Below are 12056 nucleotides of genomic sequence, written 5' to 3'. Positions count from 1 at the left end.
GAGCCGCGGCCGCTCAGGGGCGGCCGAGCAGCAGATAGACCGCGGTGTCGCCGCGCGGCGCGTAGGCCACGCCGACATAGAGCGGGCCCAGCCCGGTATCCGCGCCGAGGAACACGCTCGTGCCGGTACGCAGGTCGCCGAGGCTCATCTGGCGGCGTTCGGCCCAGGCATTGCCGGCCTCCAGCGAGAAGCCGGCGAAGAAGCCGCGGGTCAGTGCCGGCGGGGTCAGCCGGTAGTAGTAGCTGGCGCGACCGAACAGCAGGTAGTTGCCCTCGACCTGGCCCGGTTCGTAGCCCGACAGGTTCTGGAAGCCGCCGAGCGCATACAGGCCGCGCCCCAGCGGCGCCGAGCGGCCGGCGAACAGCGTGCTGCCGTAGAAGTTCAGCGTGTGCTTGGCGGCCCAGGTGGTGGCGACATTCACGTTGGCCTCGACGCGGCTGAAGTCGCGCTCGGCTTCGCCGGCATCGCTGCCGCTGCGCACCCGCCCTCCGGCCAGCTCGCCGACCAGCCGGTAGCCCTCCTGCGCGAAGAAGGCGTAGTCGAGCTGGTCGACGATGGCCCGCAGGCGCAGGCCGATCTCGCGCCGCTCGGTGCCGCCGCCGGGCGCGGCGAAGTCGCGACTGACGATCAGCGTCTTGTCATCCCAGCGCTGCAGATAGGGTCCGAGCCGCAGCTCGCCGAACTCGCCCCAGGGCTGGCCGAGGTCGACGCCGAGGCGCAGGCTGCTGCGGCGGAAGCGACCGCTCTCGGGCCCTTCGGCGCCGGCGTAGGTGACGACCTCGCGGCGGTCGGCGCTGGCCGTCGGGGCGAGGAACCAATCGTGGCCCAGCGAGGTGTTCCAGCCCAGCGGGCGGTACCACTCGGTGGACCAGCCCGGCCGCGAGCCGATCTCGACCACGTTGCGCCACTCGCTGCCCACCGCGTCGAGCCAGCGCCAGACGTGGGCGATCTTGACGTTGAAGCTGCTGCGCCCGCTGAAGTCGGTGGACAGGCCGAGCCCGAAGCGGAAGTAGTTCGGCCCCCAGGACTTCTCCTCGAGGTTGAACACCACGCCGTCGTCGCCGCTGCCGGTGCGCAGCAGCTGGTAGTCGACGCGGGTGTAGTCGCCGCTGGCCGCAAGGCGGCGCGCGTCCCGCTCGGCGGCATCGGCAGCGAAGGGTTGGCCGGGACGGGTCTCCAGCTGCTCGGCGAAGCGCTCCGGCCGCGTGACCTCGCTGCCGTCGAACTTCACGAACTCCAGCACGGGCTGCGGCAGGCCGGGCCGCGCCCGCGCCTGCGCCCAGCCCTGGTAGCTGGCCGGATCGACGCCGTAGGCCTCGAGCTGCAGCACCATCTGGGCCGTCTGCAGCTCGCCCAGCTCGATGAGTTCCGCGGCCTTCGCGAAATCGGCCGACGTCAGCAGGCCGAGCTGCGGCGCGATCAGCAGATCGCGCGGGCCCAGCGTCGCCAGGCTGCGCTGCACGTTCTGCTCGGTCAGGATGTTGATCATCTGCGTGGTCACGCCGATCAGCGAGCCCAGCGTGTCGCGCGCACCCAGCGGCGTGCCGATGTTGACGGCGATCACGACGTCGGCGCCCATCGCGCGCGCCACGTCCACCGGCAGGTTGTTCACCAGCCCGCCGTCGCCGAGGATGCGCCCCTCGATTTCGGTCGGCGCGAACACGCCGGGCACGCTCATGCTCGATCGCATCGCAAGCGCCAGATCGCCCTCCTTCAGCACCAGCGGCCGGCCGTTCTCCATGTCGGTGGCAACGGCACGAAAGGGCGTGGGCAGGCGGTCGAAATCGCGCACCGCACGGACCGGCAGCGTGTACCGGCGCAGCAACGACTCCAGCCCGCGGCTCGACAGCGTGCCGATCGGCACGCGTAGCTCGCCGTCGCGCAGGCCGATCTCGAGCGCCGAGGCGATCTCGAAGTCCGTCTCCTTGCGCCGCTGCGACAGCTCGCGGCGCGCAACGCGGGTCGCGAACAGCTGGTCCCAGTCGACCTTGAGCAGCTCGCGCTCCAGCGACTCGGCGCTCATGCCGCTCGCATACAGGCCGCCGATGATCGCGCCCATCGAGGTGCCTGCGATCAGATCGATCGGGATGCGCTCGCGCTCCAGCACCTTCAGCACGCCGACGTGCGCAAGGCCGCGTGCGCCACCCCCCGACAGCACGAGACCGATGCGCGGGCGCCCCGCAGGCTGCAGGGAGCGCGGCTCCGCCACAGGCGCAGCGGCACGGGCCGCGGCCGGCGCCGAGGCGGCGGCCGCAGCCGCCGGCAGCGGCGACGGGGGTGCCGCGGCGCCCGTCTCGCCCGCTTCGGCCACCGTCGCCGCCGCGGCGATCACGGCGAGCAGGACTCCCCGGAGCGACGACAGGACGCAGATGCGGTACATGCCGGGATTGTGCGGGGCTCTCGCACGATCCCCGCGACGGCGCCGCGATGACGCCGCGCCTCAGCCCAACGTGGTGTCGCGGCCGCGCGGCGGCGCCATCAGGGCGTCGACGGCGCGCTCGATGAGGTTGCGCTGCTCCAGCGGCCCGGCCAGGCCACCGTCGGCCAAGCGCTCCAGCGCACGCCGCGTGAGGCCGTGCGTGAGTCCGAGTTCGGCGTCGCTGAACAGCCAGTGCTCACGCGACTCGTCGACCCACAACACGCGCGCCACGGTCCAGTCGCCGCGGGCGACCAGCCGGCACCAGGTACCGACCGCCAGGTGCTGCAGCCAGCTGCGCGCGCCCCCCATGGGCGCCTCGGGTATCAGCGCCGCCGGCACGGTGTCGAGCGTCGCGATGTCGAACATCGAGTCGCCGGCCGGCGTGCGCGGCGCTGGCTCGTCCGGCAGTTCTTCCTCGCGCATCCGGCGCACGATTTCCTCGGGTGTGAGGGAAGCCCCCGCACTCCCGGTCGGCCGCAACAGGTCGGTGTGGCACGCCATCAGAGTGGCCAGCACGGCGTCACGTTGCGAGGGCGGTGTGGCGATGCGCGCCATGCCCTGCTGCAGCCGCTGCACCAGCCCCGGCACCGCAGCCACCAGGCGGCGGCGGTCGTCCTCGCTGCGCAGCGGCGCAAGGCTGGCGAGCAGATCCGGCACCACGGTCAGCAGGCCGCGCGTCGTGTCGGCCTGCTCGCCGTCGTTGATCAGGGCATGCGCCAGCACCTCGGGCCACGGCCCGGTGAGGAAGTGCTGCAGCGTCTCGTCCAGCACCACCGCCGCGGCCGGGCTGGCCGGCGTACTGCCCTCGATGCGCCACGGCGAGGTCGCGTCCTGCAGTTCGAGCCGCACCTGGCGGCGCAGCGCCTCGACCATCGTGACGCGCCGCGCGGCGGCCTGCAGCTTGGCGATCGGCGCAGCGGCCTCGCGCCGCTCGGCGTCGAGCTCGCCGACCAGCAGCGAATCGAGCGCGGTCAGCGCCTGCGCGTGCACCGCGATCGCCGGCGTCGCCGCCTGCAGGCGCGTGAACAGCACCTCGACGTCGCGCAGCAACGTGCACAGCCGGGGATCATCGTCATCCTGGAAGCCGGCCGTGTGCGACGCGAGCCGGATCATCATCTGCCAGATCGGGTGCGAGTGATCCTCCAGCACCCGGGGCTCTCGCAGCGCCACGCGCAGCAGCGGCGCCTGCAAGCTGGCCAGCGTGGAACGCACCGGCAGTGGCAGCAGCGCGTCGTCGAGCACGGCGCCGCTCAGGTGGGCCACCAGCAGCATGATCTCGCGGTCGTCGTCGTGGCGGCCGGCCGCCTCGAGGAAGGGCAGCCGCGCCATCAGGCGGTCGGCGCCCTGGATCCCCAGCGGTCGGCGCGACAGCACATGCACCAGATTGCGGTCGAGCTGCTGCAGCGAATCGGCCTCGTCCATCGGACCGGCGCGCGTGGCACCGTCGATGTTCGCGTAGCGCGTGCTGAGGCGGCTGCGCAGGCTGTCGAGTGCGCCGGGACGCGTGAGGTCGTAGCCGGAATTCGGCGGCGCGACCCGCCGTGCCGCCGGCGTGGAACTGGCCTTCCAGGCCGCCTGGCCGACCCCCCAGTCGGCCAGGCGCCGGCCGGCGTCGATCGCGACCTGCTTCAGCGCCTGTGCCAGCGGCTCGCCGCTGGCACGCATCAGCGCCTTGCGGGCCGGTGCGCCGAGGCCCAGCACCTCGCTGGCGTCCCACACCGCGCGCACCAGCAGCTCGGGCCGCAGCAGGTTGGAGGTTGTGCGCACCGTGTCCTGGCCGCGCAGCGTCGCGGTGCGCGACTGCAGCTCGTGCAGCTCGTGCTCGGCGGCATGGTCGACCAGCTGCACCGCGCGCAGCAGCTCGATGTTCTCTTCGGCCTCGGCTTCGTCGACCAGCGTCAGCGCTTCGGCCGACCAGACCGGCCGCGGCGACAGCGTCGCGCCCGCGTCGGGCACGCCGGCCTCGATCTCGCTGCGCCAGCGCGAACCCAGCAACTCACCGACGCGACGCGCCCACAGCGGATGGTTGTGGCGCAGGGCCAGCTCGGCGTCATCGCGCGGGCGCGCCGGCAGTTCGCGCAGCGCGCTGCGGGTGGTCGGCGCGTGCAGCGCCTGCAGGGCCTCGTTCGCGACCCGGCTCATCCAGCGCGGCACCTCCGCGAGGCAGCTGTCGAGGTAGCGCTGCAGCAGCGGCGAGACATCCATGCTCCCAATTATCCCGGGAGCGTTCGCCGAACGCGCATGAAAAAGGGCCGCATTCCTGCGGCCCTTGCTGACGCGGTTCTGGGCAGAGCCCAGGCGGCCGGCCTCCCGTGGGGGGCCGGCCGGACATCACATGTCCATGCCCATGCCACCCATGCCGCCCATGCCACCCGGCATGCCGCCGGCCGGCGCGTCATCCTTGGGCGACTCGGCGACCATGGCTTCCGTCGTCAGCATGAGCGCGGCCACCGAGGCGGCGTTCTGCAGCGCGGTACGGGTCACCTTGGTCGGGTCCAGGATGCCCATCTCGATCATGTCGCCGTAGGTGCCGTTGGCGGCGTTGTAGCCGTAGTTGCCCTTACCGGCGAGCACGGCGTTCACCACCACGCTGGCTTCGTCACCGGCGTTGGTGACGATGATGCGCAGCGGCTCCTCGATCGCACGCAGGATCAGCTTGATGCCGGCGTCCTGGTCGGCGTTGTCGCCCTTGATCGCACCGGCGGCCTGCTTGGCGCGCAGCAGCGCCACGCCACCACCAGCCACGATGCCTTCTTCCACCGCGGCACGCGTGGCGTGCAGGGCGTCTTCGACACGGGCCTTCTTTTCCTTCATCTCGACTTCGGTGGCAGCACCGACCTTGATGACGGCCACGCCGCCAGCCAGCTTGGCCACGCGCTCCTGGAGCTTCTCGCGGTCGTAGTCGCTGGTGGCTTCCTCGATCTGCACGCGCACCTGCTTGACGCGGGCTTCGATGTCGCCCGCTGCGCCGGCGCCGTCGATGATGGTGGTGTTTTCCTTGCCCACCTCGACGCGCTTGGCCTGGCCCAGATCGGCCAGCGTGACCTTCTCCAGCGTCAGGCCCACTTCCTCGGCGATCACCTTGCCGCCGGTCAGGATGGCGATGTCTTCCAGCATGGCCTTGCGGCGGTCACCGAAGCCCGGTGCCTTGACGGCCACGACCTTCAGGATGCCGCGGATGGTGTTGACCACCAGCGTCGCGAGCGCTTCGCCTTCGACCTCTTCCGCGATGATCAGCAGCGGGCGGCCCGACTTGGCGACCTGCTCCAGCGTCGGCAGCAGGTCACGGATGTTGCTGATCTTCTTGTCGTAGAGCAGCACGAACGGGTTGTCGAGCACCGCGCTCTGCTTCTCGGGGTTGTTGATGAAGTAGGGCGACAGGTAGCCGCGGTCGAACTGCATGCCTTCGACCACGTCGAGCTCGTTGTTCAGCGACTTGCCGTCCTCGACGGTGATGACGCCTTCCTTGCCGACCTTGTCCATCGCCGAGGCGATGATCTGGCCGACGTCGTCGTCCGAATTCGCCGAGATCGTGCCGACCTGGGCGATTTCCTTGCTGGTGGTGGTCGGCTTGGACTGCTTCTTCAGCTGCTCGACCAGGCTCACGACGGCCTTGTCGATGCCGCGCTTCAGGTCCATCGGGTTCATGCCCGCGGCCACGTACTTCATGCCTTCGCGCACGATGGCCTGGGCCAGCACGGTGGCGGTGGTGGTGCCGTCGCCGGCGTTGTCCGAGGTCTTGGAAGCGACTTCCTTGACCATCTGGGCGCCCATGTTCTGGAGCTTGTCCTTCAGCTCGATTTCCTTGGCCACGGACACACCGTCCTTGGTCACGGTCGGGGCACCGAACGAACGCTCGAGCACCACGTTGCGGCCCTTCGGGCCCAGGGTCACCTTGACCGCGTTGGCCAGGATGTTCACGCCTTCGACCATGCGCGCGCGGGCTTCACCGCCGAAAACGACGTCTTTAGCTGCCATGTGTATTCTCCGAATTCAGTACGTTGATCTGTCCAGGTGCAGGGGAGGTGCCGTTCGGCTTACTTCTCCACGACGGCGAACAGGTCTTCCTCGCGCATCACCAGCAGTTCGTCGCCATCGACCTTGACGGTCTGGCCGCTGTACTTGCCGAACAGGACGCGGTCGCCGACCTTGCAGTTCAGGGCGATGAAATCGCCCTTGTCGTTGCGCTTGCCCGGACCCACGGCCAGCACTTCACCCTGGTCGGGCTTCTCGGCGGCGTTGTCGGGGATCACGATGCCCGAAGCGGTCTTGGTTTCCTGTTCGAGGCGCTTGACGATCACGCGATCGTGCAAAGGACGAAGTTTCATCGCATCTCCTTGATGGGTATCGAATATCTACGGACTTATTTCGCGCAGTTAGCGCAAGCTCACAATTGCGCAGTCGGAGACGATGACGCCACCTCCGATTTGTTAGCACTCAGTCTGCGCGAGTGCTAGCGACAGATTATAGGGGCCGCTCACGGCGTTTCAATAGCGCCGCGTCCGGGGCGTGACGAAGGCCCGACTTGCGGCGGGCCGCAGCGGTCAGACTCCCGCCGTCTCGATCTCGCCGAAGGCGTGGTTCAGCCAGAGCTTGAGGCGCTGGCGTTCCATCAATCCGAGGCTCGGGCCTTCGCCGCCCGGCGAGTTGCGCGCGGCCCAGAAGCTGCTGTTGCTGGCGTCGATCTTCTGCACCACCGAGTCGTGCAGGCGCTTGAGCGTGATCACGCGGGCACCCAGCGCCAGCGCGCGGTCCTGCTCGCCCGACTTCTCGAGCTGGCTGAAATCGTCCCCGCGGAGTTGGTTGCGCACCAGCACGTAGCGCAGGCGCCGGCCGAAGCGGTCGAGCAGGCGCTTGAGCAGGTCGACCGAGTCCTTGCCGGAGTCCATCACGTGCCAGTAGTGGATGGCCACGCCCGACATGTCGGCCAGGTCCAGCACGCCCGACTCGTCCATCCACTTCACCAGAGGATCATGGGTCTGTGCTGCCAGGTCGACCAGCACACGGCGGCCCGGAGCCTCGATGGCCGCCTCGACGATCGCATCCAGCGCCTCGTAGCGATCGGCCAGCACCGGCGAGGCGTAGCCTGCATAGAAGCGCATCAGCGAGCCGTGCGAACGGTCGGTATCGAAGCCGGTGAACGGGACCTCGTGGTCGATGAGGTACTGCGCCAGCAGACGCGACACGAGCGATTTGCCGACACCGCCCTTCTCGCCGCCGATCATGTGGATCCTCGACGTGGTCGCGGTCTCGAGCGTGGGAATCTGCGTCATGCTGCTCAGCTCTCCATGGCGAAAGGCGGAACGTCGGCCGGCGGGATGCCAGGTCGAATTCGTCGCCCGGTGCGGGACATTGTGCAACGCAGCGAGTTGGGCCACACGGTGGGCCGCGCGATATCGCATCGCGTTCTGCTCCGCGACACGGCCCCTCGGCGGGGCCGGAACGGCTTCTATCATTCGGCATGTCCTCACCCGCTGCGCCGGCTGCCGGCCCGCCCTGGCTACAACGCTGCTTCGGTCCGTGGGTCAGGCTCGTGTCGCGCGAGACGCTGCGCGCCGACCTGCTGGCCGGCCTGCTGGGCGCCGTGCTGGTACTGCCGCAGGGCATCGCCTTCGCCTCGCTCGCCGGCCTGCCGCCGCAGTACGGCCTGGCCACCGCCATCCTGCCGTGCATCGTCGCGGCGCTGTTCGGCTCCAGCCTTCACGTGATGTCGGGGCCGACGAACGCGAACTCGCTGGCGCTGGCGGCCATGCTCACGCCGCTGGCCTGGGTGCGCAGCCCCGACTACATCGAGCTCGCGCTGACCGTCACGCTGCTGGTCGGCGTGATGCAGACCCTGATCGGCGCGCTGCGCCTGGGCAGCATCGCCAACTTCATCTCGCCGGCGGCCTTGCTCGGCTTCACCGCCGGCGCCTCGGTGCTGATCGCGCTGCATGCCCTGCCCGACCTGCTGGGCATGAGTTCTGGCACCGGGTTGAGGCCGATGCTCGAGGCCCTCTGGCAGCGGCCGCTCGAGGTGGTGCACCTCGGTTCGCTGGTCGTCGGCGTGGTGGCCCTCGCGGTCACGCTCGCCGTGCGGCACTGGCAGCGGCGCTGGCCCGCGCTGCTGCTGGGGCTGGCGGCCGGCACGCTGGTCGCGGTGCTGCTGAACGCCGGCCATGAGGACGGCACGTTCTGGCACGTCGAGCAGATCGGTGAGGTGCCGCTGCCCTGGCCCCGCTGGCACTGGCCCGACATCGACATCTCGCGGCTGCGCGACCTGGTCAGCATCGCCTTCGCCCTGACGCTGGTGGCGCTCGCCCAGTCGATCTCGATCGCCAAGGCCGTGGCCGCCCGCTCGGGCCAGCGCATCGACGCCAACCGCGAGTTCCTCGGCCAGGGCCTGTCCAACGTGGTGGGAGGCCTGACCTCCGCCTATGTCTCCTGCGGATCGCTGAACCGTTCGATCCCCAACCTCGAGGCCGGTGCGCGCACGCCACTGGCTTCGGTGTTCTCGGCCGGGCTGCTGCTGTTGCTGGTGCTGGTGAGTGCCCCGCTGCTGGCGCTGATCCCGAACGCGGCGATCGCCGCGGTGCTGCTGCCGGTCGCCTGGAACCTGCTCGACCTGCCCGGCTGGCGGCGCCTGATGCGGCTCGAACGCAGCGACTTCGCGATCGCTGCGGCCACCGCGGTGGCCACCGTGAGCCTCAGGCTCGAGATCGCGATCCTGCTCGGCAGCATCCTGTCGCTGAGCAGCTACCTGCAACGCACGGCGCGGCCGGCCATGCGCACGATGGGGTTCGATTCCGTGGCGCCGGACCGCCCCTTCGTCGTGCTCGACGGCCAGACCGAGGCGCTGCCGGAGTGCCCGCAGCTCAAGCTGCTGCGCATGGAGGGGGCGGTCTACTTCGGCGCCGCCCAGCACGTGTCGGACACCCTGCACCACCTGCGCGCGGCGCCCGCCGCGCCGCGCCACCTGCTGGTCATGAGCAAGAGCATGAACTTCATCGACCCGGCCGGGGCCCAGGTCTGGGACGAGGAGCTGCGCGCCCGCCGGGCCGACGGCGGCGACCTCTATTTCCACCGCCCGCGCCCGCCGGTGCTGGAGCTGTGGGAACGCTCGGGCTTCCTCGACACGCTCGGTCGGGACCATGTGTTTTCCGACAAGCACAGCGCAATCGCACGGATCGTGCCGCGCCTCGACCCGGCGATCTGCGTCGGCTGCAAGGTCAGGATCTTCGGCGAGTGCGCCCACCAGCCCGGCGCGCCGCCGGCGCCGGAGATCTGAACCGCCGCGGCCCGATCAGCTGCGCGGTTGCGGTGCCGGCGGCGGCTGCACCGACTGCGCGCGCGCGACGCGCGTGGTGCCGCCGGTCGAGATCAGCACCACCTGGTCGCCGGGCTGGAAGCTTTCCTTGCCCTGCGCCTGGACGATGGCACGCCGCTCGCCATTGCGCAGCTGCACCATGATCTCCAGCGCCTGCTCGCGCGTCGCGAGCCGCTCGGTGGCATTGCCGACCACCGCGCCCGCCACCGCGCCCAGAACGCCCACCACCACGGCTTCACGGCGGCCGCCGACCGAACTGCCGGCCACGCCACCCGCCACGCCGCCGGCCACACCGCCGATGCCCGACTGGCTGCCGTCGACCGTGACCTCGCGCACGTTGACGACGACCGCGTCCTGCACGGTCGACAGCCGCTGCGCGTCGCCGCGCTGGACCACATCGGGACTGGTGGTGGAGCAGGCGGCCAGGGCCAGCACGACGCCGGCGATCAACAGGTTCTTCATGTGAGCTTCCTTCACGCACTGGGCGATCACGGCACAACGAGGCCGCCCTCGGGGGCGTTGACGCCACGGAGCGGTTGGAGTCGGGGCGCGCGCCCGCGGTTCAGCCGCGCGCGGCGCCTGGGCGGAATTATTTCACCGCGACTTCAACCATGCAGGCGGCTGGAGCGCGGCACGCTGGCCAGCAGGAACTCCATCTGGTCGACCAGGATGCGGCGGCCGCGCAGGATCATGTCCTCGTGCAGGCTCGGCACGTAGGGGAGGTAGAGCAGGCTCATGCGCGCCTCTTCCGGCGTGCGGTTGGCCTTGTGGCCGTTGCAGCTGCGGCAGGCGGTGATGCAGTTCATCCAGCTGTCGAGCCCGCCGCGCGAGGTGGGCTGGATGTGCTCGCGGGTCAGGTCGTCGGCATGGAACTGGCCTCCGCAGTAGGCGCAGATGTAGCGGTCGCGCACGAACAGCTTGGGGTTCGACAGCGCCGGCGTCTGCCGCCAGGCGCGGCTGGGCACGCTGCCGCGCACGGCGATGATGGAGTGCACCTCGATGCGCGACTGCAGGCCGGTGCGGCGCTGGATGCCGCCACGCAGCACCACGCAGGCGTCGCCCAGCGTCCACGCGACGCCATCGCTGGCGTAGAGAACCGCCGCCTCGCGGGCGGTGATCCAAGCCTGAGGTCGGCCCGACACGTCGAGCTGCAGCACGTCCATGCACAAACTCCTTGACACGGAGCATAGAGCACGGCGGCCCGCCGCCTCAAGCGGAGCAACGCTAGCGGCAGCGGGCCGGGGGTCGATCTGCGGGGTCGGCGCGACACCGCGCGCCGCGCGCGCCGGCGTGTCATGCGCGGGTCATCGGCCGGTCGCAGCCGGCAGCAGACCGCGCGTGCCGGCCATCAGCCGGGTGAGCCCGAGCAGCGCGTCGATGTTAGGCGTGGGCAGGCCGAGCTTCGCGCCGATCTCGTGGACGGCGGTGACCAGCGCGTCGAGCTCGATCGGGCGGCCGGCCTCCACATCCTGCAGCATCGAGGTCTTGAAGGCCCCGAGCTTGCGGCCCACCGCCTGGCGTTCCTCGCCGCTTTGCGCGATCGGGCAGTCGATGCGCGCGCCGATGGCCGACGCCTCGGCCATCGCGCGCAGGCAGAAGGCATTGACCAGCGGATCGTCGAAGATCCGGTCCGCCGTCGCGCCGGTCAGTGCCGACACCGGATTGGTCGTCATGTTGCCCCACAGCTTGAACCAGATCGCCTGGCGGATGTCCGGCGTGGCCTCGACCTCCAGGCCGCCGTCGCGCAGGGCCTGCACCACCGCGGCGACGCGCGCGCTGGCGCCGCCGGCCGGCTCGCCGACGATCAGCCGCTCGCCGAAACCGTGGCGCACGAGACCCGGTTCGGGCTGGCTGCAGGTGAGGTGCACCACGCCGCCGAGCACGCGCGCCAGCGGCAGCGCGGCAGCGATGCGGCCCTCGGGATCGACGCTCGCCAGCCGCGGATCGATGCGGCCGGCCGGCAGCGTCTGCAGGAACCACCAGGGCACGCCGTTCATCGCGGTGAGCACCGGCGTGTCGGGGCCCAGCAGTGGCGCCAGACCTTCGGCCACGGCCGCCAGCGCCGGCGACTTGACCGCCACGATCACCAGGTCCTGCGGGCCGAGCGCCGCCGCATCGTCGGCACTGTCGATCGGGTGCGCGGTGACCCGCCCGCCCTCGTCCAGCCGCAGGCCGTGTTCACGCACCGCCGCCAGCGCGGCACCACGCGCCAGCGCACTGACCCGATGGCCGCCGCGCACCAGCCGCGCGGCAAGGAAACCGCCGACCGCCCCCAGGCCCACCACGGCAATCCGCATCGATCGTCCTCCTTGCGCTCACGCGCCCTGAACC

9 protein-coding genes are annotated in these 12056 nt (G+C 70.8%); 1 reads left to right on the top strand and 8 read right to left on the bottom strand.

From position 1 onward, the window contains the following. Positions 1-13 precede the first annotated feature (13 nt). From C1M51_RS11355 to C1M51_RS11335, 5 genes are all read right to left on the bottom strand, one after another. Complete coding sequence (locus C1M51_RS11355) at positions 14-2380, bottom strand: patatin-like phospholipase family protein (protein ID WP_242499657.1); 2367 nt, start codon at positions 2378-2380, stop codon at positions 14-16. Positions 2381-2440: 60 nt separating this feature from the next. Beyond that, positions 2441-4624 (bottom strand): DUF1631 family protein, encoded by a 2184-nt coding sequence (locus C1M51_RS11350; protein ID WP_129449870.1) that lies wholly within the window; start codon positions 4622-4624, stop codon positions 2441-2443. 126 nt (positions 4625-4750) lie between these two features. Next, a complete protein-coding gene (groL, locus tag C1M51_RS11345) occupies positions 4751-6397 on the bottom strand; it encodes a chaperonin GroEL (protein WP_011828028.1) in 1647 nt (548 codons plus the stop codon). A gap of 59 nt (positions 6398-6456) precedes the next feature. Then, entirely contained in the window at positions 6457-6747 is a 291-nt protein-coding gene (locus C1M51_RS11340) for a co-chaperone GroES (protein WP_011828027.1), read from the bottom strand. A 216-nt stretch (positions 6748-6963) separates the two neighbouring features. Then, positions 6964-7692, bottom strand: coding sequence for a mobilization protein (locus C1M51_RS11335; protein WP_129449868.1), 729 nt, complete (start codon positions 7690-7692; stop codon positions 6964-6966). Positions 7693-7880: 188 nt separating this feature from the next. On the opposite strand from C1M51_RS11335, the gene C1M51_RS11330 reads away from it, so the two are divergent. Beyond that, entirely contained in the window at positions 7881-9686 is a 1806-nt protein-coding gene (locus tag C1M51_RS11330) for a SulP family inorganic anion transporter (RefSeq protein ID WP_129449866.1), read from the top strand. A gap of 15 nt (positions 9687-9701) precedes the next feature. Here C1M51_RS11330 and C1M51_RS11325 read toward each other — a convergent pair whose 3' ends face one another. The 3 genes from C1M51_RS11325 to C1M51_RS11315 form a co-directional block, all read right to left on the bottom strand. Then, complete coding sequence (locus C1M51_RS11325) at positions 9702-10187, bottom strand: glycine zipper 2TM domain-containing protein (RefSeq protein WP_011828024.1); 486 nt, start codon at positions 10185-10187, stop codon at positions 9702-9704. A 143-nt stretch (positions 10188-10330) separates the two neighbouring features. Continuing rightward, positions 10331-10888 carry an HNH endonuclease gene (locus C1M51_RS11320; RefSeq protein WP_011828023.1) on the bottom strand — a complete coding sequence of 186 codons (558 nt, stop codon included), beginning with the start codon at positions 10886-10888 and terminating at the stop codon, positions 10331-10333. Positions 10889-11029: 141 nt separating this feature from the next. After that, positions 11030-12022, bottom strand: a complete 993-nt coding sequence (locus C1M51_RS11315) for a 2-dehydropantoate 2-reductase (protein ID WP_041929498.1) — start codon at positions 12020-12022, stop codon at positions 11030-11032. Positions 12023-12056: the final 34 nt, after the last annotated feature.

It is taken from the genome of Methylibium sp. Pch-M, from assembly GCF_004136295.1.
GTDB lineage: Bacteria > Pseudomonadota > Gammaproteobacteria > Burkholderiales > Burkholderiaceae_C > Methylibium > Methylibium petroleiphilum.
Note: the sequence above shows the minus strand (reverse complement) of the source record. Positions and strands in the feature narration are given on the sequence as shown.

Excerpts from the sequence above, each read along its gene's own strand:
- C1M51_RS11350 (WP_129449870.1), bottom strand. The coding sequence starts at position 4,624 with ATGGATGTCTCGCCGCTGCTGCAGCGCTACCTCGACAGCTGCCTCGCG.
- C1M51_RS11355 (WP_242499657.1), bottom strand. The coding sequence starts at position 2,380 with ATGTACCGCATCTGCGTCCTGTCGTCGCTCCGGGGAGTCCTGCTCGCC.
- C1M51_RS11330 (WP_129449866.1), top strand. The coding sequence starts at position 7,881 with ATGTCCTCACCCGCTGCGCCGGCTGCCGGCCCGCCCTGGCTACAACGC.
- C1M51_RS11335 (WP_129449868.1), bottom strand. The coding sequence starts at position 7,692 with ATGACGCAGATTCCCACGCTCGAGACCGCGACCACGTCGAGGATCCAC.
- C1M51_RS11320 (WP_011828023.1), bottom strand. The coding sequence starts at position 10,888 with ATGGACGTGCTGCAGCTCGACGTGTCGGGCCGACCTCAGGCTTGGATC.
- C1M51_RS11315 (WP_041929498.1), bottom strand. The coding sequence starts at position 12,022 with ATGCGGATTGCCGTGGTGGGCCTGGGGGCGGTCGGCGGTTTCCTTGCC.
- C1M51_RS11325 (WP_011828024.1), bottom strand. The coding sequence starts at position 10,187 with ATGAAGAACCTGTTGATCGCCGGCGTCGTGCTGGCCCTGGCCGCCTGC.
- C1M51_RS11340 (WP_011828027.1), bottom strand. The coding sequence starts at position 6,747 with ATGAAACTTCGTCCTTTGCACGATCGCGTGATCGTCAAGCGCCTCGAA.
- groL (WP_011828028.1), bottom strand. The coding sequence starts at position 6,397 with ATGGCAGCTAAAGACGTCGTTTTCGGCGGTGAAGCCCGCGCGCGCATG.